The organism is Bacillus paramobilis, from assembly GCF_038096195.1.
In the GTDB taxonomy this organism is placed as follows: domain Bacteria; phylum Bacillota; class Bacilli; order Bacillales; family Bacillaceae_G; genus Bacillus_A; species Bacillus_A mobilis.
This window is the reverse complement of the sequence record NZ_CP151108.1, coordinates 3,614,182-3,639,258: the sequence shown is the minus strand read 5'-3', so window position 1 is coordinate 3,639,258 and position 25,077 is coordinate 3,614,182. Positions and strand designations below refer to the sequence as shown.

The 25,077-nt window shown below is 34.1% G+C and carries 25 protein-coding genes; 17 read left to right on the top strand and 8 right to left on the bottom strand.

Going from position 1 to position 25,077, the window contains the following annotated elements; all coding sequences use genetic code 11:
- The first annotated feature begins 174 nt into the window (after positions 1-174).
- The 6 genes from AABL52_RS18515 (at position 175) to AABL52_RS18490 (ending at position 3,327) form a co-directional block, all read left to right on the top strand.
- Positions 175-1,011: a TrmB family transcriptional regulator gene (locus AABL52_RS18515; protein ID WP_341518164.1), complete on the top strand. Its 837-nt coding sequence runs from the start codon at positions 175-177 to the stop codon at positions 1,009-1,011.
- Positions 1,004-1,729: an AzlC family ABC transporter permease gene (locus tag AABL52_RS18510; RefSeq protein WP_000030496.1), complete on the top strand. Its 726-nt coding sequence runs from the start codon at positions 1,004-1,006 to the stop codon at positions 1,727-1,729. The genes AABL52_RS18515 and AABL52_RS18510 overlap by 8 nt, the downstream gene beginning before the upstream one ends.
- Positions 1,720-2,031 (top strand): AzlD domain-containing protein, encoded by a 312-nt coding sequence (locus AABL52_RS18505; protein WP_000425942.1) that lies wholly within the window; start codon positions 1,720-1,722, stop codon positions 2,029-2,031. Before AABL52_RS18510 ends, AABL52_RS18505 begins: the two co-directional genes overlap by 10 nt.
- 62 nt (positions 2,032-2,093) lie before the next feature.
- Positions 2,094-2,264: a DUF3951 domain-containing protein gene (locus AABL52_RS18500; protein ID WP_061680565.1), complete on the top strand. Its 171-nt coding sequence runs from the start codon at positions 2,094-2,096 to the stop codon at positions 2,262-2,264.
- Between the two features lie 87 nt (positions 2,265-2,351).
- Positions 2,352-2,936, top strand: a complete 585-nt coding sequence (locus AABL52_RS18495) for a TetR/AcrR family transcriptional regulator (protein WP_341518163.1) — start codon at positions 2,352-2,354, stop codon at positions 2,934-2,936.
- Positions 2,929-3,327, top strand: coding sequence for a DUF5367 family protein (locus tag AABL52_RS18490; RefSeq protein WP_341518162.1), 399 nt, complete (start codon positions 2,929-2,931; stop codon positions 3,325-3,327). Before AABL52_RS18495 ends, AABL52_RS18490 begins: the two co-directional genes overlap by 8 nt.
- A 27-nt stretch (positions 3,328-3,354) precedes the next feature.
- Here the strand turns inward: AABL52_RS18490 and AABL52_RS18485 are convergent, their stop codons facing one another.
- The 4 genes from AABL52_RS18485 to AABL52_RS18470 all read right to left on the bottom strand — a co-directional run bounded on the left by AABL52_RS18485 (position 3,355) and on the right by AABL52_RS18470 (position 7,062).
- A complete protein-coding gene (locus AABL52_RS18485; RefSeq protein WP_016088505.1) occupies positions 3,355-3,714 on the bottom strand; it encodes a hypothetical protein in 360 nt (119 codons plus the stop codon).
- An 11-nt stretch (positions 3,715-3,725) separates the two neighbouring features.
- Positions 3,726-4,319 carry a dienelactone hydrolase family protein gene (locus AABL52_RS18480; RefSeq protein ID WP_341518161.1) on the bottom strand — a complete coding sequence of 198 codons (594 nt, stop codon included), beginning with the start codon at positions 4,317-4,319 and terminating at the stop codon, positions 3,726-3,728.
- Positions 4,320-4,321: 2 nt separating this feature from the next.
- Positions 4,322-4,657, bottom strand: coding sequence for an antibiotic biosynthesis monooxygenase family protein (locus AABL52_RS18475; protein ID WP_000426492.1), 336 nt, complete (start codon positions 4,655-4,657; stop codon positions 4,322-4,324).
- Between the two features lie 179 nt (positions 4,658-4,836).
- Positions 4,837-7,062 carry a glycosyltransferase gene (locus tag AABL52_RS18470; RefSeq protein WP_341518160.1) on the bottom strand — a complete coding sequence of 742 codons (2,226 nt, stop codon included), beginning with the start codon at positions 7,060-7,062 and terminating at the stop codon, positions 4,837-4,839.
- Positions 7,063-7,361: 299 nt separating this feature from the next.
- Between AABL52_RS18470 and AABL52_RS18465 the strand changes: the two genes are divergently transcribed.
- The 4 genes from AABL52_RS18465 to AABL52_RS18450 all read left to right on the top strand — a co-directional run bounded on the left by AABL52_RS18465 (position 7,362) and on the right by AABL52_RS18450 (position 14,140).
- Complete coding sequence (locus AABL52_RS18465; RefSeq protein ID WP_341518159.1) at positions 7,362-10,697, top strand: isopeptide-forming domain-containing fimbrial protein; 3,336 nt, start codon at positions 7,362-7,364, stop codon at positions 10,695-10,697.
- 47 nt (positions 10,698-10,744) lie between these two features.
- A complete protein-coding gene (locus AABL52_RS18460) occupies positions 10,745-12,406 on the top strand; it encodes a SpaH/EbpB family LPXTG-anchored major pilin (protein ID WP_341518158.1) in 1,662 nt (553 codons plus the stop codon).
- A gap of 90 nt (positions 12,407-12,496) precedes the next feature.
- Positions 12,497-13,297: a class C sortase gene (locus AABL52_RS18455; protein ID WP_341518157.1), complete on the top strand. Its 801-nt coding sequence runs from the start codon at positions 12,497-12,499 to the stop codon at positions 13,295-13,297.
- 21 nt (positions 13,298-13,318) lie between these two features.
- Entirely contained in the window at positions 13,319-14,140 is an 822-nt protein-coding gene (locus AABL52_RS18450; protein ID WP_341518156.1) for a class C sortase, read from the top strand.
- Between the two features lie 56 nt (positions 14,141-14,196).
- Here AABL52_RS18450 and AABL52_RS18445 read toward each other — a convergent pair whose 3' ends face one another.
- Together AABL52_RS18445 and AABL52_RS18440 are read right to left on the bottom strand one after the other, a co-directional pair.
- Entirely contained in the window at positions 14,197-14,376 is a 180-nt protein-coding gene (locus tag AABL52_RS18445; RefSeq protein ID WP_001025745.1) for an H-type small acid-soluble spore protein, read from the bottom strand.
- Between the two features lie 66 nt (positions 14,377-14,442).
- Positions 14,443-15,657: a helix-turn-helix transcriptional regulator gene (locus AABL52_RS18440; protein WP_341518155.1), complete on the bottom strand. Its 1,215-nt coding sequence runs from the start codon at positions 15,655-15,657 to the stop codon at positions 14,443-14,445.
- 118 nt (positions 15,658-15,775) lie between these two features.
- On the opposite strand from AABL52_RS18440, the gene AABL52_RS18435 reads away from it, so the two are divergent.
- Both AABL52_RS18435 and AABL52_RS18430 read left to right on the top strand, forming a co-directional pair.
- A complete protein-coding gene (locus AABL52_RS18435; RefSeq protein WP_000503117.1) occupies positions 15,776-17,044 on the top strand; it encodes an MFS transporter in 1,269 nt (422 codons plus the stop codon).
- A 126-nt stretch (positions 17,045-17,170) separates the two neighbouring features.
- Positions 17,171-17,695 carry a DUF4398 domain-containing protein gene (locus AABL52_RS18430; RefSeq protein ID WP_000736422.1) on the top strand — a complete coding sequence of 175 codons (525 nt, stop codon included), beginning with the start codon at positions 17,171-17,173 and terminating at the stop codon, positions 17,693-17,695.
- A gap of 40 nt (positions 17,696-17,735) precedes the next feature.
- On the opposite strand, the gene AABL52_RS18425 is transcribed toward AABL52_RS18430, so the two are convergent.
- The gene (locus tag AABL52_RS18425; protein WP_341518154.1) at positions 17,736-18,629 is read right to left on the bottom strand and encodes a LysR family transcriptional regulator; all 894 of its coding nucleotides are present in this window, start codon (positions 18,627-18,629) and stop codon (positions 17,736-17,738) included.
- 162 nt (positions 18,630-18,791) lie between these two features.
- Here AABL52_RS18425 and AABL52_RS18420 point away from each other — a divergent pair, with 162 nt between their 5' ends.
- From AABL52_RS18420 to AABL52_RS18400, 5 genes are read left to right on the top strand one after another with little or no spacing between them, the layout of a single operon-like run.
- The gene (locus AABL52_RS18420) at positions 18,792-19,784 is read left to right on the top strand and encodes an ABC transporter ATP-binding protein (protein WP_000351782.1); all 993 of its coding nucleotides are present in this window, start codon (positions 18,792-18,794) and stop codon (positions 19,782-19,784) included.
- Entirely contained in the window at positions 19,762-20,787 is a 1,026-nt protein-coding gene (locus tag AABL52_RS18415) for an ABC transporter substrate-binding protein (protein WP_341518153.1), read from the top strand. Before AABL52_RS18420 ends, AABL52_RS18415 begins: the two co-directional genes overlap by 23 nt.
- Before the next feature lie 12 nt (positions 20,788-20,799).
- The gene (locus tag AABL52_RS18410) at positions 20,800-22,470 is read left to right on the top strand and encodes an ABC transporter permease (protein WP_000248141.1); all 1,671 of its coding nucleotides are present in this window, start codon (positions 20,800-20,802) and stop codon (positions 22,468-22,470) included.
- Positions 22,467-23,729, top strand: coding sequence for an MBL fold metallo-hydrolase (locus AABL52_RS18405; RefSeq protein WP_033656023.1), 1,263 nt, complete (start codon positions 22,467-22,469; stop codon positions 23,727-23,729). The genes AABL52_RS18410 and AABL52_RS18405 overlap by 4 nt, the downstream gene beginning before the upstream one ends.
- 20 nt (positions 23,730-23,749) lie before the next feature.
- The gene (locus AABL52_RS18400; RefSeq protein ID WP_000755323.1) at positions 23,750-24,583 is read left to right on the top strand and encodes a hypothetical protein; all 834 of its coding nucleotides are present in this window, start codon (positions 23,750-23,752) and stop codon (positions 24,581-24,583) included.
- A gap of 52 nt (positions 24,584-24,635) precedes the next feature.
- Here AABL52_RS18400 and AABL52_RS18395 read toward each other — a convergent pair whose 3' ends face one another.
- A complete protein-coding gene (locus AABL52_RS18395) occupies positions 24,636-25,058 on the bottom strand; it encodes a YfmQ family protein (protein WP_097843285.1) in 423 nt (140 codons plus the stop codon).
- Positions 25,059-25,077: the final 19 nt, after the last annotated feature.

Genomic DNA, 25,077 nt, shown 5'->3' with positions numbered 1-25,077 from the left:
AAGATTACGTATAAAAAAGCCTTTCATAAGAAGGCTTTTTATTTTTGGTTAAAATTTCAGAATTATCAATTGACTTTGTGGGTCTGTTTTTTTATATTAGTAGGTATACCAATAACTACTAACATATTTGTATCGTTTTGAGATGAGAGTTATATAGAATGTGAGGGATTACCGATGGATGAAATTATAAAGGAATTACAAAAGTTAGGTTTTTCCCAGTACGAATGTAAAGCGTATATTGGATTATTAAAACATTCCCCAGTAACTGGGTATGAAGTGAGTAAACAGACAGGAGTACCTCGTTCGATGATTTATGAAGTGCTCGGTAAATTGATGGATAAAGGAGCAGTGCATATCGTTCCTACTGAACCAGTGAAATATGTACCAGTACCAGCTACGGAGTTAATGGATCGAATGCGAAAAGATTTTGAAAAGTCCTTTGAATTTTTAGACCGGAAATTAAATTGTTTAGAACAAGAGCGACAAATAGATGTAATTTCGCATATTCGCTCCAATGATCGTGTTGTAAAAGAAATATGCAATATAATTAATAGGGCGAAGGAAGAGCTATGGATTTCTGTTTGGGAAGATCAAGTGCATGAAATCGAGCCATATATTCGTCAAAAGGAAGAGGAAGGTGTACATATATTTTCAATCTTATTTGGCGCTCCAAATACAAAAATAGGCGCGACGTTTCACCATAATTATATGACGCCCCACGTTGTTGAAAAGAGAATGGGTGGTCATTTAACTGTTATTGCTCGTGATGGAGAGGAAGTATTAATTGCCAACTTCTCAAATGATAGTACTTCATGGGCCGTTACAACGTATGACCCAGCGCTAGTTCTCGTTGCTACAGAGTATGTGCGGCACGATATTATGGTTGAAGAAATCACGAAGGAATTTGGAGCTGATAAGCTAGATACGTTATGGCGTGAAAATATAGATTTAGTTCATGTCGTAACAGGAAAACGAACGATGGAAGGAATGGGGGATGATATGGATGAGTAAAGCTCAGGCACATGTAGCTTTGCAGAGCGATGATACATTTCAGCAAGGAGTAAAAGATTGTTTACCGACTGTATTTGGTTATTTGAGCATAGGTATAGCAGCTGGTGTAATTGCAAAAACAGCAGGTTTCTCCATCATTGAAATTGCGTTTATGTCCACTTTAATTTATGCAGGTTCTGCCCAATTTATATTAGCTGGTATGTATGCAGCTGGTGCTCCTGCTTCAGCAATCATTTTCACCGTCTTTTTTGTTAATTTACGCCACCTTCTAATGAGTGCTGCGCTCGCGCCGTACTTTACGAAACTTCCTCTACTAAAAAATGTAATGATCGGTTCTCAAATTACAGATGAAACATTCGGCGTTGCAGTACAGCACGCAGCGCAAAAAGGATATGTAGGCGACAGATGGATGATGGGGTTAAATGTAACAGCATATTTAAATTGGATTCTTGCTACTATTATTGGCGGGTTGTTTGGTGAGTGGATACCTGATCCGCATACGTACGGGATGGATTATGCATTACCAGCAATGTTTATCGGGTTATTTGTCCTTCAGCTCATCAGTAGTAAACCAAAACTAGCAATTCATCTTACTGTTGCAATTGTAGCGATTATAATCGCATACGTTTCACACTTATTTATGCCAGATAGTATAGCGGTTATTATCGCAACATTACTAGCTGCGACGATTGGAGTTGTGATTGAAAAATGGAAATGAGATTGGACGTACTATTACTTTTACTAGCAGCTGGAGCTGTCACACTCGTGCCACGTATTTTACCTCTACTCGTATTTAGCAAACTACAAATTCCAGACTGGGGTTTAAAATGGTTAAATTACATACCAATTGCGATATTAGCAGCACTTTTAGCACAAGTATTATTTATGCATGAGACGATGCAATGGGATTACCTTATCGCAGCAATTCCAACATTTCTTGTAGCGATATATACTCGTAGTTTATTAGGTACAGTATTAACCGGAGTGATTGTGATTATTTTGTTACGTTTCTTTTTCTAAAAAGGATTACGCTCATATAATAGCGAAAAGTGTAATAATATGAACGATATAGGGGTGGTGTTATGATACTTTTAACGATAGGCGCAATTTTGTTAACGTTGTTTATTTTCTTTATTATTGGCTTCATTACGTTTATGATGTTTGTTGATAAGGCGACACCTCAAATATATTACACACCTTGTGAATCAGTGACAGTGAAGAATAAAGGTAAACATAGAAGGAAGAAAAGTTGAATGTTGGCTTTTCTTCCTTTCTTTTTATCTGATTTTTCTGTATAATTTAAGTTAGTTATCCAACTAACTTAAAAGGTGGTCATAGAAGTGGCAAAACCGAACGTTGTTAATAAAGAGAAGTTACTAGAAGCAGCAAAAGAAATGATTGCACAGCACGGGATGGAAAAGTTGACATTAAAAGCAGTTGCAGAGAGTGCTCAAGTTACACAAGGTACCGTATATTATCATTTTAAAACGAAGGATCAATTATTACTTGAAGTGACCGAATCGTTTTGTAAAGCGTCGTGGGAACAAATAGGAAAGGATGTACAGTTAGAAAAGGCTTTACAGTCTGCTGAAAGTAGATGTGTGAAAGATTCAATGTATCATCATTTATTTTTTCAATTAGTAGCTAGTGGATTACAAAATGATGCAATGAAAGATAAAATTGGTGAACTGTTACATTATGAAAATCAAGAATTAACAAGAGTGTTACATAAAAAAATAGGAGATACAATGACATCTCAAATTTCAACTGAAACGTGGAGCATTTTATGTAATGCATTAATTGACGGATTGGCATTGCAAGCATTATTCAATCCATCTTTTTCGAAAGATAAAGTATATGGTGATTTGTATATGCTCTTGGAAAAGTTTACAGTGTTACAAAAGGGAGGAGATGGTAGTGAATAATAAACTTTGGCTCACTATTTTATTTTCTATTGGCGTTTGGCTTTTTGCCTCAACATTCTTCATTCTTTTCGGTTCTTCCGTTTTATTAGAATACACTTCAAATAGCTTTTTTCTACACATGACGTTTCTTGAATTAGGAACAGCTATAGCTTTATACTTTGTAATGTGGTTATACAAAAAACTAGATACTACGAAATATGCAGTTATTAAGTTAGGTATATGTGGTACAGCCATAGGTTTAATTTTAGATTCTTACATCTTATATAATTCCTCTAATATATTCTCACAATTATCCTCGCAGCAAATCATATCATTTACCATTTGGATGGTTATTGCGTATGCTTTATATTTACTGATTCCTTTCGTCATGGAACGAAAAAAGTTGTTGTAAAGAGGTATGTTATCCTCTTTACAACAACTACATCCCCGAAAGAAGTAACAACAATAAACCAAAGAGAAAACTAATAAAGGAAAGAAAACCGATACATATGGAGAACACACGATTGTTTCTCCATTCGCGCCAGAAAACGATAAAACCTAAAATACAAAGGAAAAACCAAATGGGCAGGAATATGAATTCGCTAACTTTCTCAGGAAGTAAACCATAAAAAGTTGTTACATATAAGATCCAATTTGTAAAAAATAAAATGCAAACGATAATAGATTGTAAGTAGGGGCGTTTGAAAAACTCCCCTTTTTTTACTGTTACAAAAATGATAGTTAGCGCTGACATAAAGGCAATGAGTATGAAAATAAGTAAGAGTAATGTAAGCGTCATTTGAGTCTCCTTTATAAGATTGTTTTTGCAAGAAATGAATCTATTAAATTGTATGCTTGCTTTGTAGAGTGCTCGTTATATTTTTCAGTGTACGGATTTAGAAAACCATGTTCACCGTGTAGTTGTTGTATTTCTAATAAAGGATTTTTTTGTTGCTGCAATGTTTGGATTAAAGAGGATACTGAAAAACTAGCTTCTTTTTCAGGGAATATAAGCAATGTAGCGCATGTAGGCTTCATGTGAATATAGTCGCGTATACGAGAGCCGTAACATCCGATAATAAAATCTATTTTCGGATTGTTACTACATAGCCATGAGATGGTAGCACCAACACTAAAGCCGATAAGTCCAATATGTGTGTAACGACTAGAAAGATGAGTAATAAATTCTTCAATTTGCTCTTTTCCATTATCAAATCCAATATGATTCATAAAAAAATGATATGCTTTTTCTTCATCACTGTAATGAAATGCAGGTTGCGCTTGTAGAAGATTAGGACAGAATACATCTATATGAGATGAAGTGAAGTGGTGGATAACGTGATGCATATGGTCGTTCACACCATATATTTCATGAACAGCAACGAGAGCTAATTTTTTCTTCATCGTTACAATGTACCTCTATGAAACTTAAATTCTTTCTCAACAAGGCATATACGCAGGTGGAAGTCTTCATACCATTGCTCACGGCCTCTTTTTTTCGCTTCTTTATGTAAGGCGTTTTGTTTCCAATTTTCAATTGCTTCAAGTGATTCCCAATAAGAAATGGTGATTCCGAGTCCTGCATGATCACGTGCACTTTCTACACCTAAAAATCCAGGTTGCTGTTTTGCAAGCTCCTCCATTTTGTCGGCAACGCTACTATAATCTGTCGTATCAGTTGATAAATGAGAAGTGAATATAACTGCATAATAATGATTTGCTTTTTGTGGAGCATTTTCCATAGGATTTCCCCTCCTTTTTTATAAATATTGTAGCATATAATGTTCAACTAATCGGACTTTTACAGGCAGCTTGACCCCACCTAACTTCATTGCCTTCACTGGACTTTGAGGCGGGGGTCTTACTGCCTAGCAAATAGCGGGTAAAAAAAGAAAAGAAGCACGAGGCTTCTTTTCTTTTTTTACGCTGTAAATTTTAATCCCGCATATATTTTACGACCCTTTTTTTGAATCCAACATACTTGAGCTTTTTTCTTTTGAATATTACGCTCATTCATTGTTACGTGTATAAATTGATCAATGGCGAGTGGGGTGTTCGTTTGTATTTGACACCCACCGGTACTATAGTCGATAATGGTCGCTTCAATTGGCATCCCGTTCATATGTAATGTTCCAGGAGCCATAAGTTCTTCACGTATATGTTGCCTGCGAAATTGCCTTGGTGATTTCTTTGTGTTTTTTATGAAAGATGCAATTGCTAGTGTAAGAAATGCCTTATCGTACACCTTTTCCACCCGGTCATTAACAGGTTTACTAAATAGATGAAGAATGAGTTTACAATATTGCTCATGGGATACATCATCAAATGACACGCCAACTTGCACAGAATTTTCTTGTCTCCGGATCCATTTTTTCGTACTACTAATCTTTTTTACCTCTCCAAAAGATAATATATAGGAAGATAGACTTGATAAAGTTTCAAATGGGATGGAGGAATCTACCTCAAAACGTGCACCAGTTTCACTAATATCAAGGACGTGGCAAGAAATGGTCATATCCTTAGTATATAAAGTACCTGGTAAATTTACTACGAAACGTTCTGAGTTTCGGAAACGCGGTCTTTCAAATGCTACAAATAGTGAAGTGACAATAGCTATTCCGTTGTAAAGTACCCAGAAAATATTAATATATAAACTTTCTCTTTCAATATGATATTGTTCAGGGTATAAGAGCATAAGTGTAGCTCTTATAAGTGCAATTACTGTTAAAATGAGTAATACGAGGTGAGGGACACTTGCAATCCATAAAAAATGTCTCGTATTATTTTGGACGCCTTTTCTCGTTACATGAAATTGAAACTTTTTCCGTAAGAACGTTTCTGATAAAATAGCAAATCCCATATAAGGAGCCATTGCAACTTCATATACATGACTCCACGTTGTCGTTCGTTTTTTATTCGAAACAGCTTTGAAAATAAGCTGTGATGTTAAAAAGGCAGGTGCCCAAAACATAAATAAGTGCATAAAATTAATTTCTAAACTATAAATATCGAATACTAAAAATAATAGTGGTGCTAGTAAAAATACCATTTTATAAACGCCGAAAAACCAATAATGGATTCCATCTGCATATAAAAGACGCTGCATAAAAGATAATCCTTTTATAGTGAAAGGATTCCATTTTTTTACGACTTGAATGTTTCCTCTACACCAGCGATCACGCTGTTTCAATAAATCACTAAATGTTTCTGGAGATAATCCAACAGCGAGTGTTTCATTGACAAATATAGTTTCCCATTTGTTTGCTTGTAGTAGCATACCAGTTGCCATATCCTCAGTAATAACTCCAGTTGCAAATCCTCCAATTTCTTCTAGCGCAGTACGGCGAAATAGAGCGTTACTACCAACATACATCGTAGCGTTAAAACGATCTTTTCCTTCTTCTAATTGACGCATAAAGAAACCTTGTTCATTGGCGATATTATCTTCAAAAAATAAATTATATTGAAACGGATCAGCATTATAAAACACTTGTGGTGCTTGAACAAATACAACATTATTTTTAGAAAAATAACCAATCGTTCGCTCTAAAAAGTTAGCTCTTGGTACCATATCAGCATCCATTGTAATGATAATATCACCTGCCGAATGGGTCATGGCATGATTTAAGTTTCCTGCTTTTGCATGCTTGTTTTCAGTACGAGTCATATAGTGAACAGAAAATTCACTAGCAAGATTTTTAACACTTTCGCGTCGACCATCATCACAAATGTAAATATTGAGCAACTCTTTCGGATAAGTTATCATTGTACAACCAGCGACAGTTCGTTTTAATAAATCGAGTGGCTCATTGTAGGTTGCGATAAAAATATCGACAGTAGGTAATGTTTCGAAAGTAGATAACGGTACTTCTTTCCGTTTATACGGTTTCCATGAAATGATGCTAAAAACGATAGATTGTAAATAACCAGCCCACTCTGTAACTAACAATATAATACCCGCGATAATACTTATGAGATTAATAGTTGGTAACGAATAAAAAGTTCGCCAAATAAGATAAATGGCATTACTAACGAGAAATAGAATAATAAGTAATTTTTTTGACCATAAATATTTGTGGGCGAGAGCGTAAGTAATAATGATTATGAAAAAAATAATACCTAAACCTTCGTATATAGAAAGGTTCATGAAAAGCCTCCTTTATTAATAGGGTATGGAATTATAAAACTTTTATATTTGGTTATAAAGATTCTGTAATTACCATTATATAGAATACCATAAAATAGGTTTAAAGTAAGAAGTTTCTATATTATTTATATTCAAAGCTTAATTATTATTAGATACTATTATTAATCTTAAAATCTCTATATTAAAATGTATAAAATAGTAATAAATCACATATTTTGTTAACAAATCTTATGATTTATATTAGAATAATACATATAAAGTATATATATATAATATGTTAGTAAAATTTATTGAAGGAGGTGACCTCTTTGCACAGTAGGATAAAAGAAAATAAAAAAATATTAAATGTATTTATAGTTGTTATGAGTTTATTCTTGCTGTTATCTCAATACCAGTTTTTAAGTTCGATTGGTAAGGTGAGTGCAGCGGTAACAGATGATGAGGGATTCGATAACCCTACTTATCAATCTATTCATAAAGGTGATATGTATTCTACTGGGAATGTGAATTTAGGTATTAAAGCTACTGAAGCTCAGAAGAAAACAGCATTGTATTCAGATATAACGTATACTTACGCGACAACACCGAATGGCTATACACGTGAACTCATTGATGTAGATGATGATCCAACAACTACAAATTCATCTAAGGCATATATTCCTGTTCCAGAAGATGCTGAAATTGAATGGGCTGGGCTATATTGGAGCTCAACACGTTATGAATTAACGCAGCAACAGTATGTAGCACCAATAAAGTTTACTACTCCGGTAGGGAAGAGCTTTCAAGTAAAACCAAGTAATACGTATTACGGTAGTGGCTTGCTTTATGGTTTTGGTATTGATGGTACTTATTATTCTAACTATGCAGATGTTACAAAGCCTTTACAGTCCTCTAATTCAAAAGGAGGAAGCTATACTGTAGCAAATATTCCTTATCCAAATACAAACCTTGCATATAATTATGGATATTATTCTTTTGCTGGCTGGTACATGTTAGTGATCACGAAAGATAAGTCAAAAACAAGAAAAGCATTTACTGTTTATGATGGCGGATTGAAAAGAGCTACTGGGTCTGGTGAAAAAGAATTTACTGTGAAAAACTTTCTTGCTTCAAAAAATGGAGATTTAGATCCAAAAGTTTCTGTTTTCGCTGTCCAAGGTGATAGATATTGGCAAGGTGATAAACTTTCTGTTCATACAGATAATACCTGGAAGGAAGTTACGGATAAGCTGAATCCAACAGGTAATATATTTAATTCCACTATTTCTGAATATGAAGAACATATGAGAGATAAGTATCCAGGTACTTTTAATCCCGATTATAAAAATAATTTAGGAATTGATGCAGATTTAATTAGGTTACCAGCAGGATATATTAAGCCAGGTCAACGAGAAATAAAGTTAAAAGCATATACAACAAAAGACGACTACGTATTAAACACATTAGCCTTTGCTGTAAATGCAACAGCGCCAGAGCTTGTAATCGATAAGGAAGTAGTAGATGCAAAAGAAAAATACGAGCCAGGTGATGAAGTTACATATCGTTTACGGGTGAAAAACATTGAACCGAATTCGAGTTCTGTTGATACAAAAATTGAAGATGTTTTAGATTCACGTCTAGAATTTGTTCCGAATTCGGTGAAAATCATTTCTGGTCCGAATGCTGGAAATCAAACAGAACAGGTTGACTATGACGTAAAGACAAGAAAGTTAACAATAAGAATTGGTGAAGGAGCAAATGCTTCTAAAGGTGGAAACTATACGGATAAAACACCGGAGACAACGGTTGAATTTAAAGCGAAGTTAAAGGGAGAAAAGGTAGAAACTGAAGTTCCTAATACTGCCGTTGTTCAAGGGATTGATGAGTTAACAGGAAGTAAAGTTGAGGATAACTCTTCTAATAAAGTAGTAGTGAAAGTATTACCCGAACGAGAGGAGAAACCCGGGAAGTTAGTAGCTACTAAACTAGCTAAGGATATAAACGGTGGTACGCTGAAAGTTGGCGACAAACTAGAATATACAATTCATACTAAAAATAGTGTGCCAGATTCTCTCTTAAAATCTGTTAAAATTACGGATAAACTTCCTGAAGGAGTAGAATATGTTCCAAATACGTTAAAGATAAACGGGAAGGAACAAACGGATGTTGAAGATGAAGATCATGCACATATAAAAGATGGAACGATTTATGCTCATCTCGGCGACCTTAAAGGTGAGGAAGAGAAAGCAATCACGTTTGAAGTGGTTGTAAAATCGGAGATGGCAAATAAAAAAATAAAAAACATAGCAATAGTTGAGACTGATAGCTCGAAAGATAAGGAGAAACCAGATGTTGAAACGCCAGTTGATCCGTTGTCTGGACAACTAGAATCGAAGAAAGAGATTATTGGCATAAAGCAAGAAAAATTTCATGTCAATGATGAATTTGAGTATCAAATTAAAGCTCGAAATAAGGTGGAAAATGGGCTTATTAAAGATATGCGTCTAATAGATAAACTTCCTGAAGGTATAGAGTATATAGCTGGTAGTATGAAATTGAATGGGAATTTATTGACAGATGCAGTTGACGAAGATGAAGGATCTTATGAGGATAACACAATCAAAGTAAACTTTGGTGACGTGCTTGATACAGAAGAAAGAACGGTAACTTTTAAAGTGAAAGTTAGGCAAGACGCATTAAAAACGAAAGAAATTGAGAACATAGCGGTTGTTGAGGGGAAAACGCCAGATGATGAAGATTTACCACCACAAAAACCGAATGTAAAAACGAATGTGGAAGCAAAGGAACCTAAAGTAAGAAAGATGGTTTCGGATGCAGATGAAAAAGAAGTGGAAAAAGCGACATTACAAAGTATAGATGAAGAGTTTACATGGCATGTAAACTATAATTTTGGTAATGATGTTATGAACCTTGAAAAAGTAATATTGCAGGATGACTTAGAAGATATTTTAACTATCTTACAAGTAAAACTTGTAAACAGCGATGGAGAAGAAATAGAAGTTATACCGCAAATAGATGAACAATTAAAGAAAGTAAGTATTGAGTTACCGAAGCGGGATGGAAATTATACTTATCTTGCGAATCAATCGTATACAATGCATATTAAGTCAAGACTAAACGATAATGTAGATGCAGATATACTAACGAAATACAATGAGAATGATGGTATTCCAAATAAAGCGGAATTACTGTTTGATCAGAAAAAATCCGTGTCAAATGAAGTATTCGTAGTACCACCAACATTAGGGAAGTTTGAGATTGAAAAAGTAGATGCGAACGATGAAAATCTCAAATTAGAAGGCGCGGTATTTCAAGTGATTAATAAAGATGGAAAAGTAGTATCTGAATTAACAACGGATAAAAATGGTGTAGCTATTTCTAATCCATTGCTAGTTGGAAAATATATGTTAAAAGAAGTACAAGCACCAGTAGGATATATGCTTATGAAAGAGCCAATTGAAATTCATGTGGCTAGCGATGTATCTACTAAAAAAATGAAAATAGTAAATCATAAAAATGAGTGGATTATCCCTGAAACAGGTGGCATAGGAATAATTGTCTTTTATGTAATTGGTGGAATATTGATGTTCATTACATCTTTCTTCTTCTTTAGAAAAAGAAAGATTATGAAATAGATTAGTAGTTTGCAACAAAGGTAGACACAATAGGGGAGTGACGAATAATGAAAAGGATTTTTAGCTTATTATTAATATGTGTATTAGCTTTTTCGGCATTAATGAATATGACGGTTAGTGCTGAATCAAAAAGTACAGGTACTTTAACGATTCACAAGTTTGAACAAAGTAAAGGTTCTAAAACAACTACAGAAGGTAATGGAAAAGAAGGACAAACTGTTCCAAAAGATGCAAAACCTTTAGAAGGTGTAACTTTTGAAATTAAACGAATTGAGTCATTTGAAAAAATTTCAAATGATGGAACTGTGATAAAAGAAGAAGCAAAACCAGTAAAAGACGCTACAATTACAAAGGTAACAGATGCGAAAGGGGAAGCTGTTTTTAAAGATCTTCCGCTAGGGCGTTATGAAGTAAAAGCAATTGAAGGCCCAAATCATATTGCATTGGATAAGACTACTTTTATTGTCGATATTCCAATGACAAGTGCAGACGGTAAAGGTTTAAATTACGATGTTCATATTTACCCTAAAAATGAAACAAAACGAGGTTCAGTAGAATTCGTAAAAAAAGGTGAAGCCGGTCAAGTATTAAAAGATGCAGAGTTCCATTTATTTAAAAAGAATAAAGATGGGACAAGTACACAAGTTAAGACACCGAGTTCATTAGTAACAGGGGAAGATGGTAAAGTTCGTGTTGATTCGCTAGAATATGGAGATTATTATTATTTTATTGAGCATAAGGCTCCAACAGGTTATTTAACTAGTAAAGAGGAGCGTCCTTTCTCTATTAATGAATCTGGTGAAGTAGTTAAGCTGGACGATATAAAGAACTATAAAGAACCTACCATTACTAAAAGTATAAATAACGGTTCAAAAGTAGCTGGAATTAATAAAGAGACAGATTATACGTATGATGTTAAAACATTACTTCCAGAAGATATTAAATCATATAAAAAATATGTCGTAACAGATATTTTAGATGATCGTTTGGAAATAAAAGGTCAACCAATTGCTATGGTTGATGGAAAGAAAGTTGAAGATGGTATTGTAAAAGTAGTTGTAGAAGGCCAAAAAGTAACTGCTACGATTGAAGATTTTTCAAAAATAAATGGAAAAGAGCTTCATTTACAAATTACTGCGAAAATTAAAAGTGATGTTCAAGCTGGAGTAGAAATTCCAAATAAAGCAGTACTAGATTTTGTAAACAAAGATGATGTTTCATCAGAAAAAGATGGAAAGCCATCTAATGAAGTAGTGGTTACACCAACTATGGGAAATATTAAAATTGAAAAAGTAGATGGTAAAGATAAGTCTCTGAAATTAGAAGGTGCGAGATTCGAATTACGAGATAAAAAGGGAAATGTTGTAACAGTAAATAAGAAAAAAATGGATGATATCACCGATGCAAATGGTATTATTACATGGAATGAAATCCCGTATGGTGAATATCAAATTGTTGAAACAGTAGCACCAAAGTACAAAGATGAAGACGGTGCAGTAGAACAATATCAAAAATTAAGAGATCCGATTGATATTAAAATTGATAAAGATCATAAAGTAATTGAGCTGCAAGTTGAGAATAATAAGAGCGGTTGGATTATTCCAGCAACAGGTGGTATGGGTACAATTCTCTTCACAGTAGTTGGTCTTATGCTAATGGTGACAGCAATGTTTATTTTCTTTAGAAAGAAACCCGAAAAGAATTCTTAATTCATATGTTTATAATATTTGAGTATGGAAAAGAGGAAAGGTATAAGCTTTCCTCTTTTCTACATTTTATCCGTAGTGAAAGAGGCTGTTATGAAACGAAATATTATTTTTGGAAGTATTTTTTTACTAGGATTAAGTATATTTCTCTATCCAACTGTAAGTAATTGGTTTGCAACAAGAACGCATTATTCTGAAGTAAGTATGTATGATGAAGCGGTAAAAAGGTTGGAAAAAGAAGAGATTGTTCGTAAAGAAGCAGAGGCACAAGAATATAATAAGAAGGTCCAAAATACGACGCAAACATTTTCAGATCCTTTTCGTGAAAAGGATGATGAACATAAAAGTTCGACTGTAGATATGTTAAATATTGGTGATGTTATGGGGTATGTCGAAATTCCGAAAATTGATGTAAACCTTCCTATTTATCAAGGAACGACTGAAGAAGTGCTAACCCGTGGAGTAGGGCAACTGAACGAATCTTCATTACCAATAGGGGGAGAAAGTACGCATACAGTTTTAACGGGGCATCGTGGTTTACCATCGGCACTTATGTTTACCAGTTTAGACAAAATTGAAAAGAGTGATATATTTTATATTCATTCATTAGATAAGATACTTGCTTATCAGGTAGACCAAATAAAAGTTGTATTACCAAATGAAACGAAAGATTTATTAGTAGTACAAGGAGAAGATTATGCAACGTTAATTACATGCACTCCTTATGGAGTAAATACGCACAGATTACTAGTGAGAGGGCACCGAGTTCCATATGATGCTGGAGAAAAAGAAATGATTCCAAAATCTTTTATTATAGAAGATTGGATGATTGTTCTTCCTATTGTTCTTATTTGTATCATCCTTCTAATGATTTATTTGAAAAAACGAAAATAATATGTATTGTGTGGTGTGTGTGTGAGAAGGGGCTTAATAAGTTTAGTATTGTTCCTTACAGGGTTATCACTATTTCTATATCCATTGCTTGCTGATTATATAAACAATTATGTATATAAAACAAGAGTGATTCGTTACGAAAAGATGGTAGATAATTTAAAAGCAGAAGATGCCAATGAGAAATTTCGGAAGATGGAAACATATAATCGTTTGCTAGGAAAAACTACTTTTAAAATGAATGATCCATTTGTTCATGATATTGAAGTAGAGAATGAGCAGTTAGACTTTATAAACAAAAACGAGATGTTTGGTACGATTTCAATTCCAAAAATAAATGAGGAGTTGCCAATTTACTTAGGTGCAAATCAAGAAAACTTAAGTAAAGGAATAGGCCAAATTGAAGGGACTTCTTTACCAATTGGTGGAAAAGATACACATACTGTATTGGCAGGGCATCGAGGCTATCATGGTGCGAAGATGTTTCGGCACCTGGATCAATTGGCTGATGGCGATATATTCTATGTCAATGTACTTGGAAAACAACTTGTTTATAAAGTAAGTGGACGTGAAATCATTAATCCAAATCAAGTTGAGAAATTGAGTGTAACAAAAGGACAAGATAGAGTTACATTACTTACATGTGAGCCATATACATCTAGTAAATATCGATTGTTAATATATGGTGAGAGGGTAGAAACAAATCAAAATGGACATGATTACAAAAGTGTAGTAGAAGTTAGGGGTCATGAAGCAAGGGATTTATTTGAGAAACTGGTTTTTGGCATAGTAGGTCTCATTGTAATTTGTATAGGGCTGTACGGTTTATTAAAAAAGAAAAACTAGTGATGAAATATATAATATAAGAAAAATGCCACTTCAAAAAAATGAAGTGGCATTTTTTATATTTCCTCTAAGCTATTAACTGGAACCGTTAATTCGCGTCCTGGATTTTTAACTTCATATATGCGGGCGGTTTCGTTGCTTTCGTCGACGTGTTGAATTGTAACAGGCATGCCTTGAAAACTGACATGTGCTTGTTCTGATGACACAGAAAGCTCTTTTGCACGTTGAATATTCATTTATATTCCTCCCATCATTATTATCTTTGCTAAAAAAGAGGAATAATATACCATTTCGAGACATTCTTAAAGTTTTTGTATTATTTGTAATGTTTCTTTAATAAATGAAGAGAATATAGAATCCGGATACGATTGTATCATTTCATTTGCTTTTGTTGCTTCTTCAAGAGCTCTTTTTTTATCATTCAGTTTGACGTAACAAAGTGCACGATATGCACCTGCTGTTGTAAGCCACGATTGATCCAATGGATGGTTCATATAATCTGGTATAATACCACGTTCCAATGCTTCTAAAGCTTCTTCGTAACGTTTTAATCCGTATAAAGATTTTCCTTTTTCAAGATAATACAATCCGTCGTCTTGAAAAATGGGCTGATCTTTTAGTTTTTCTCGATATTGTTCTAGATGTTTTAATGCGATTGTATATTCATTAGTAATCGTGTTGTAGTAGTAGGCTTTTAAAATATTCGTCATCGCAATGGATAGAGTATCTTCTGTAAAAGTGGCAAATTGCTCAGATTTTTTTATGTAATATAAATAACGCTCTTTATCAACTGTAATGACTTTTTGGTAAGATAAAATCCGGTAAAATACATCTGTTTTATAATACACTTGATGTTTTTTTGAAAATGCGAGTGTCTCTAATATCGTTTCTTCACATTTTTCATAATCGCCACATGCTAGTAATATGATGGCTTCATATAAACATAAATCAATATGTATAATAAGATCCATTTCTAAATGTTTCTCTTCATAATCATTTCTAATATTAGATATAAGTTGTAAACATTCTGCATACTTTTTACGTGTGAATATCGCAAAAGATAATTTTAATTTTGTTTCCGTACTGTCGCGGTATAACTTATATTTTTCGAAAATAGAAACAGCTTTTTTTACGTAAGATTCAATGTTGTAATCTTTTATAATCACCGCAGCAGTTACGAATTGTTTGTATATACGAGCCGTATTTAAAGTAGAAGGGAGCTCTTTTTGAACGATAGGTAGTAAAGTCTCATACACTTCATCACATTTGTTTTCCTTTATGAGTTGCTCCATTTTTGTAATGAGTTCTACAATTTCTCCATCATCATCTTCTAATAAAAAACTCGCTTCACATTCAAGTTTTTCAGCGATATATTGTAATGTTTTCATGGAAGGTGTAGCTTTTCCATTTTCAATTTGACTAAGCATACTTTTTGTAAGTTTCGAACCTGCCAGCTCTGTTTGTGTAAGTTTTTTTTCTTTACGTAACGCTTTAATTTTTTCACCGAGAGTTGCCATATTATTGCTCCTTTATAATTAAAAAGTTAAATTGTATTTAACTTTTTGTTGTAAAAATTAGAAAGTCGATTATATAATAAGTTTAACACAATTTAACTTTTAAGGGGAGAGAGTCATTATGGGAGATGTAAGTATAGGACAACATGATACAAGAATGAAGCTTGCAACAAGAAATATTATTTTAATGATGATTGGAAAGATGACGTCTTTATTAGGGGCAGGAATTTATACATTTGCCATGGGGTTATACGTTTTAAAGACTACTGGTTCAGGGATGGGGTTTGCAACTACACTCGTTTGTGGATCACTTCCAAGGATGATCTGTGGTCCGATTGCGGGTGCTGTAGCTGACCGTGTGAATCGAAAATGGCTTGTTATTGGCACTGATTTATTAAGTAGCTTAACGATGCTTATTATGTTTATTCTTGCTACTATATTTGGACCATCACTTCTTTTTATTTATGTTTCAGCAGCATTATTATCAATTTGTGCCAGTTTTTATTCTGTTGCATTAACTTCGTCTATTCCGAGTTTAGTAAATGAGGAACGTATTCAAAAAGCGAGTGCTTTAAATCAAACGGCAGCTTCTTTATCAAATATTTTAGGGCCAATTATTGGCGGAGTTGTATTTGGTTTCTTTTCCATTAAGTCGTTCTTTTTATTAAATAGTATTACGTTCTTTTTAGCGGTTATTTTGCAATTATTTATCGTATTTGATTTATATAAAAAAGAAATGGTTGAAAGTAAGGAGCACTTTTTGACGAGTATAAAAGAAGGTTTTTCATATGTAAAACGACAACATGAAATATATGGTTTAATGAAAATAGCACTGTGGGTAAACTTTTTTGCGTGTGGGCTAACCGTTGCACTTCCATATATTATCGTCCATACATTGCATTTATCTTCAAGGCAACTCGGTACTGTAGAGGGAATGTTAGCGGTCGGGATGCTAATGGGGGCGATTGCTTTATCAGTGCGTAAAGAAGTGAATAATCCGTTTCGTTCTATTTATACAGGACTGTTTTTGTTTGCAGGTTTAAGTTTATGTACAGTCTTCCCGTTGTTAGTTACGATTCCAAAAGTGGCAAGTTTTATTTACTATATTGCTTTTATGATGTTAACGGGTATAGCAATTATGATTGTAAATATTCCAATGCAAGTACATATGCAAAAAACGACAGATCCGAGCTACTTAGGACGTGTGTTTGGTCTACTTGAAACAATTGCTACTGCAATCGCGCCACTCGGTATGATTGTATATGGATTATTATTAGATATGTTGCCAACTAGTATTGTTATGATGACGATAGGTGGAGGTTTATTGTTAGTTGTATTAGTTGGAGTAAAGCAACATATGGCGAAAAAACAAGTAGATGTGTCGGCTTAAAAACAAGAAAATAATAAAAATTTGACTTATCATAATAAAAATGACCGAATTAGTATTTTAGTTTTTGAAACTCTTTTTCATGTGTGTTACAGTAAAGTGAGCAGGCAAAGAAAAGGAGAAAACATCATGAAAAAATTAAGTTTTGTTATGCTTTTTCTGTTAGTCGTAATGGCTGGATGTAGTAATTATGACACATATATTGATACAGGTATGCAATCATTGAAAGATGAAAAATATAGTGATGCAACGATGTGGTTTGATAAAGCGGAAAAAGAAAAATCAGGAAATGAAGCGAAATCATATAAAGAAATGGCCGAGAAAATGGATCACGGAGCAACAGCATTAAAAGATGGTAAGTATTTAGAAGCGAAAGACATTGCAAATGAAGTGTTGCAAATGAAAAAAGATGATGCACTTGAAACAGCTGTAACACCAAATGCAGAGAATATGCTTCAAAAAGCAAAAGATGTAGAAGAGAAAGTGAATGAAAGAGTAGCAAAGCGGAGAAAAGTAGAAGAAGAAGGAATCGATAAACTCATTAAAGCTGTCGATAGTATAGATGATGTGAAAGAAAAAGAGAAAAAAGTTTCAGAAGCATTAGATAAGGCTGAAGAGGCACAAGCAAAAATTGAAGCGAAGAAAAATAAATAGAGTTATAGTTTAAAAGGCTGTCGTGCATAACGACAGCCTTTTAATTTTTTGCGGCATAAGAAGTGATGTTATGTAGTAAAAAACAAATAATTTTAGAATTCCATCTGTCCTCATGATGAATCGTATAAATGTTACGTTGAAACTCAAATCCAGGGATGGGTATGTAGCATAGTTCATTTCGGTGTACTTCTTGTTCAATAGCGAGTTTAGAAATAAAAGCAACTCCATTACCATACTTTAAAATTTGTTTCATCGTTTCTAATGAATCTAATTCAATTTCAGATTGGAACGTAATGTTATGTTCTAACATCCATTGCGTAAGTAAATCTCTCGTTGTAGATGGGTTACGATGCAATAGTATACGTTCTTTTTCGATATCTTGTAATGATACATTTTCTTTTTTGGAAAAATGATGTTCTTTTGAGAAAGCAAGAACAAGTGTATCAGGTATTATTTTTGTTTCTTTTAAAAGTGATTCATCAAACGGTGCCGCAGAAATTACCCCGAGATCAATTTCATGATTTTGTAGCATCGTTCGAATTTCAGGAGCTGTTTTTACCATGATTGTTATTTTTATATTTGGGAATTCGCATTGAAATTGGTGAATAATTTCTGGTAAAAGATAAGTCGCTGGTACATAACTAGCGCCAATTGTTATAGCACCTTTATGAAAATCTTTAAACTCTTGCGTGACCCGTCTAGCTTCTTTCATAAGTGCATCTATTTTACAAGCATAATGATGCAATGCCTCACCAGCCTCTGTTAAGAAATATCTTCCTGAACGTAATTCAAATAAAGGAACACCAAGTTCCTCTTCTAAGCTTTTTATATGGAATGTAATAGTAGGTTGTTTAACACCAAGTTTTTCTGCAACTATCGTAAGTTTTTTATACTTCTTAATAAGCACTACAATTTCTAATTTTAAGAGATTCATTATGAGTTGCCGCCTTTTTTATTTTAACTATAGAAAAAATCTATAGAAATAAATAGTTTATTAGAAGTTTTTTAATTTAATCTTTACAGTACATTAACATTCAGTATAAATCTTCCAGATAGAATGAAAGCAGGTTAAGAGTGAGAGGAGAGAGGTGAAACGATGGATATTAAAATTCATGGATTAGAAAAGATGTTTGGAAAAACGCAGGCGTTAAAACCGTTACAAATTGTCATGAAACAAGGTGAATTCACCACACTGTTAGGACCTTCTGGATGCGGGAAAACGACTTTACTTAGAATGATTGCAGGACTTGAAGAGCCAGATAAAGGTGAAATATATTTTGGAGATACGTGCATGTATTCTTCAACCAAAAAAATAAGAACATCTCCTCATGAACGTAATATCGGGATGGTATTTCAAGATTTTGCTTTATGGCCGCATATGACTGTATTTGAAAATGTTGCATTTGGTTTAAGGGCTACAAAGCAAACGAATCAATTACGGGAAAAAGTAGAAGATGCAATAAAGCGAGTTCGCCTGCAAGGGATGGAGAAAAGATATCCGCATGAACTCTCTGGTGGACAGCAGCAACGTGTCGCATTTGCGAGAGCGATTGTAACAAAACCGCATTTTATTTTGTTTGATGAACCGCTGAGTGCACTCGATGCAATTTTGAGAGAAGAAATGCGATTAGAGCTTATGGATATCGTTCATTCAATCGGTTTAACGGCATTGTATGTCACGCACGACCAAACAGAAGCGATGTCAATGTCAGACCAAATTATTGTCATGAAACAAGGAGAAGTATTACAAAAAGGAACACCAGAAGACATTTATGTGAAGCCATCTCATGAATTTGTTGCAAAATTTGTTGGTAAAGCCAATTGGCTTGTAGAGGGGAAACAAATGGTTCGTCCAGAACATGTAAGTTGGACGAAAAATGAAGTGAGCGAAATGTATACAGGTGAAATTCAGCACGTTACATATGTAGGAGAACGGTATGAAATGAAAGTAAACATGGGTGTACTTGGGATATGGACAGCTTATCACAATAGTAAATTAAGCATCGGTAAACCAGTATCGTTATATGTGCCAAAAAAATGTATTCATCATATAGGGGGAGAATCGTATGAAGAAATTCAGTTCGCTTAAGTCTTTATTTGTATGTACTTTATTATTTTCAGCTGTAGTAACAGGGTGTAGTTCAAAGACAGGAAATGCAGATGCAAAAAGTAAAAATATGAATGAAAAGAAAATTGTTGTATATAGTGCAGGACCAAAAGGATTAGCAGAAAAGATTCAAAAGGACTTTGAAAAGAAAACAGGTATAAAAGTAGAAATGTTTCAAGGAACAACAGGTAAGATTTTAGCGAGAATGGAAGCTGAAAAGAAAAATCCAGTCGTTGACGTAGTCGTACTTGCCTCATTACCAGCGATGGAAGGATTAAAAAAGGATGGGCAAACGTTAGCTTATAAAGAAGCGAAACAAGCTGATAAGCTTCGTTCTGAATGGTCGGACGATAAAGGACATTATTTCGGATATAGTGCTTCAGCGTTAGGAATTGTGTATAACACAAAAAATGTGAAGACAGCACCTGAAGATTGGAGTGATATAACGAAAGCGGAATGGAAAGGAAAAGTGAATCTTCCAGATCCAGCACTTTCAGGTTCAGCTTTAGACTTTGTAACAGGATATGTGAAAAAGAATGGAAAAGATGGATGGAATTTATTTGAACAGCTTAAGAAAAATGAAGTTACAGTAGCGGGGGCAAATCAAGAAGCGTTAGATCCAGTAGTAACAGGTGCAAAAGACATGGTCATTGCTGGTGTTGATTATATGACGTACAGTGCAAAAGCAAAGGGTGAACCGGTTGATATTGTTTATCCAAAAAGCGGAACAGTTATTAGCCCGCGTGCAGCAGGGATTATGAAGGATAGTAAAAATGTAGAAGGTGCAAAAGAGTTTATTGATTATTTATTATCAGAGGATGTGCAAAAACAAGTGTCTAAAGCGTATTTATTACCGGGCAGAACAGATATAAAAGCTGAAAATAGACCGAATGTAGAAGAGATTCCAGTATTACATATTGATTGGAAAACAGTTGAGAAAGAACAAGATGAAATAGGAAAACAATTTAAGAAAGTATTTCAATAAGATGGTGATTACATGGTAAATCGATTCGTATCAGTACGGCAAATTGGAATGACGGTAGCGCTGTTACTTGTGGCGATGTTAATCGTCATTCCGCTTTTTCTCATTTTATTTTCTAGTGTATATGAAAATAGTAGTTGGAATTTTTTAAAGCCTTTTGAAGTGATGCAGAATGGTGGGTTAGCTGGGATTTTTCTAAACTCGATGCTTTTAGGTGTACTCGTAGTAATAGGAGCAACCATATTTGCATTTCCATTAGCGTTCATTATGAGCAAAACAGATGTTGGAAAGTATAGTAAATTGGATATTGTTTTTATGATTCCATTTATGACACCGCCGTATATTGGATCGATGGGCTGGATTTTGTTCATGCAACCGAACGGCTATTTCGAGCAGTTTTTCCCGATGCTAAAGACGATTTCATCTTCGTTTTTCAGTTTAGGTGGTATGGTTTTAATTATGAGTCTGCATTTATTCCCATTTCTTTACTTCATGTTGAAAAACACGTTACTTCAAATTGGGAGTAGTAAAGAAGAAGCTGCAGCAGTTCATGGCGGAGGCTTTTTCTACCGTTTAAGAAAAATAATATTGCCATTATTAGTTTCAAGTTATGTAATGGGTGCTTTACTTATTTTCGTAAAGACGATTGCTGAATTTGGAACACCGGCTACATTCGGACGTAGAATAGGATTTCATGTATTAACATCAGAGATTCATAAATTTATTTCGAGTTGGCCGATTGATTTTAGTAGTGCAACAGCATTATCTTCTTTATTGCTTAGTGCATGTATGCTCATTTGGTATATGCAAAATGTATTGAATCGAAAGTATTCATATGCAATGGTTAGTGGAAAAGGCGTGAAATCTAAAAGGTATACTTTGTCTATATTTACAAGGGTTGTAGCATGGTTTTATGTAATTGGTTTATTAATTGTATCAATTGGGATCCCGTATTTTTCTATACTGATTGCTTCTTTGTCAAAATTAAGAGGCGGCGGCTTACATATAAACAACTTTACAACGAGCCATTATGAAGCATTGTTTACAATTGGATCTCCAGGATTAGAGGCTTTATGGAACAGTTTTCTTTTTTCACTTATAACAGCGATTATTGCTGCTACTATTGGAGTCTTTTTGGCGCTTATGATTCGAAAAGGGAAAAAGTCCTCTGAAAAGTGGCTTGATATGTGCGGTATGTTACCGAATATGGTACCAGGAATCGTGATGGTTGTAGGGCTTATTTTATTTTGGAATTCACCCTATATGCCCCTGTCAATTTACAATACACCCGTCATGGTTATCGTAACGTACGTCGTTCTTTTTTTACCTTATACGGTGCAGTATGTAAAATCATCGCTCGGGCAAATTGATGATTCTCTTGTACAGGCAGGAAGTATTTTTTCTGGGAATTATATTTATATTTTTAGAAAAATAATATTACCTCTTATTATCCCGGGCATTCTTGCTGGATGGGCGATGACATTTACAATCTCGATAAGAGAGTTAGTAGCATCGCTTCTCGTACTACCTCCATCAGTAGAAACGTCAGCAACATTTATTTTCGCTCAATTTGAACAAGGAGAAGTATCTATTGGGATGGCGATGGCTGTCGTTTCAGTTGGACTTACAACAGTATGTTTATTACTTCTGCAACATATGGAGCAAAAACGAAAAGGGGTAGCATGATGAGGATAGAAGTATGGGGAGGAGCGGGGGAATATGGTCGTTCCTGCTACTTCGTAAAAAATAAAGAGACGAAAATAGTATTTGACTGTGGTATTAATCGGTCATATGAGGATAGTTATCCAAAAATAGAGAGGGAAGTTGTACCATTTTTAGATGCAGTATTTTTATCACATATTCATGAAGATCATACGATGGGATTACCTTTATTAGCAAAGTATGGATATAAGAAAAAAATTTGGACGACTCGTTATACGAAGGAGCAACTTCCCGCTTATTATGAAAAATGGAGAAACTATAATTTGACGCAAGGTTGGAATGTACCTTATAACGACCAAAATGTTAAAGATTTAAATTATGTATATATTGATGAGATTAGTAATCCAAATGAATGGATACAGATTACTCCTACATTGCGTTTTCAATGGGGGTATAGTGGGCATGTATTGGGGGCTGTTTGGTTTTTAGTGGACATGAGTCATACATATGTATTTTATTCTGGCGATTATTCAGCAGAGTCTAACATACTACGAGCTAATTTACCTGAGAAGTTGCGCGGCGATATAAAAGTCGCAATCGTAGATGCCGCTTATCATACTGATGATGTTTCGCAACACGAACGAATAAACGAACTGTGTACAGAAATTGAACGAGTTGCGCAAAAAAAAGGAATAGCATTATTGCCATTGCCACCGCTTGGTAGGGCGCAAGATATCGTATTGTATTTGTATAAAAAATATAAAGAACTTCCCATTATAGTAGATCAAGAAATTTTGGATGGATTCCAAGAGATGTTCGTATATAAAGATTGGATCAAAAATAATGAAGAACTTGAAGGGCTTATGGAGAGTTTAAAAAGAAACATAATCGTTATGGATCATGACGTCGGTACGCAAAATAGTTATGGAATAGTTGTAATGAGTGATGCGAATATGCAAACGAAACGAGCGCAGTTATATTATGAACAACTGCGATATGAAGAACGAAATTCCATTATATTTACTGGACATATTGCTAAAGGGAGTTTTGCATACAAAGTTTTGAAAGAACGTGTAGGTAAAGAATGTAGGGTGAAGCGAGTTCCATATAAAGTTCACCAAAGTATAAGAGATGTGAAAGAGATGTTAAATACATTATTACCAGAACATACGGTGTTAGTACACGCTTTAAAAGAGGATACGGATCGTTTGCAGGAAAAGCTTAGCATAGCAGGGTATGAAAATGTGTATTCACTTACTATGGAGCGTATAGAAGTCATTTAAAATGTAAAGGGGATCGGTATATGAAAAAAGTATTTGTATTCGTAAGCATTTTCTTTTGTTGTTTCCTTTATAACGTTAAGGAAGGGTTTGCTGCCAGTCCGATGACACCTAGTTTTGAAGTGAAATTATTATTAAAACCAGAACAAGTATTAGGTTATAACAAAGAGATAAATCAAGAGGTACTCGAATATTTCAAGGCTGGTACAAATTATGAAAGAATACAAGTGCAATTTTTAGATACGGCAAATAAAAATTTAAGTAATGAAGGTTGGTTTGCGAGAATTCGAAAGAAAGAATTTAGTAAAGATTTTGAGCTAACATATAAAAAAAGATATCCCATTCAAAATGGTGTAATTCAAGATGCACTAGAAGTGGCTAAAAAGGATGGATTTGATAGTAAAACTGATAACTATGAGGCAGAAATAGATTGGGGATTTGAGAAGAAAACGTTAAGTATTTCAAATAAGAAAAGCTACAGTGCTAAAGGGTATGGAGTACTTGATTTACCAAACGAACGAGATGCTCAAAACATGTTAATAGAAAAGTTGCCAGGGAAAATGAACAAATGGTTGTATACGAATTGGGGAGAAGAAATGCTCAACAATTCTCGTATTTACGGTCCTGTATTAATGAAACGGTATACAGCTGAATTTGAAAATATTAAAACGAATATTGAAGTTTGGCCACTAAGTAATACAGGGAAAATAGAAGATGATTTCGTAATAGAAGTATCGTTTAAAACAAAAGAGGAAAGTATTGCAACAAAACAAAGAGAATTATTAATGAAGAGTTTAGAACAAAAAGGATGGTTGTTACCGAAAGATAGTTTGAAGACAGAGCTTATTTTTCAGTGAATAGTAAAAAGGAATCCATATTCCATGGATTCCTTTTTCTAATATATGAGTATTAAGCTAAATCAGCTGACACGAACATATCATTATTTTGAAGGTTTTTAGAGCGTAAACTATAAGCAACTACTTTCTTTTTATGTTGCTTTACAACATCAACATGCTCTTCATGACTATAAATGTAAAAGATAAAATCTTTTTTACCACGTTTTGCATTGATAATTAAAGGCGTGCCCTCATTGTGTGGCGGTGCATAATAGCGATCTAAAAATAAACCTTCGTTAAAATCATGAATAATTTTGGATTTTTGTTCGCCTTCTAAGTTATTTCCATTGATTGTAACAGTCGCATTCTCTTCTTCAAGTTGCGGATGTGTTTCGTACTTGCTAATAATGGATTCAATAACAGTGTTAGGAAGGCTCGAAACGATAATTTTAAATGCTCCAAATACAACTAACATAACAATAAACCAAGTCGTCATAGTATATCATCCCCTTTTT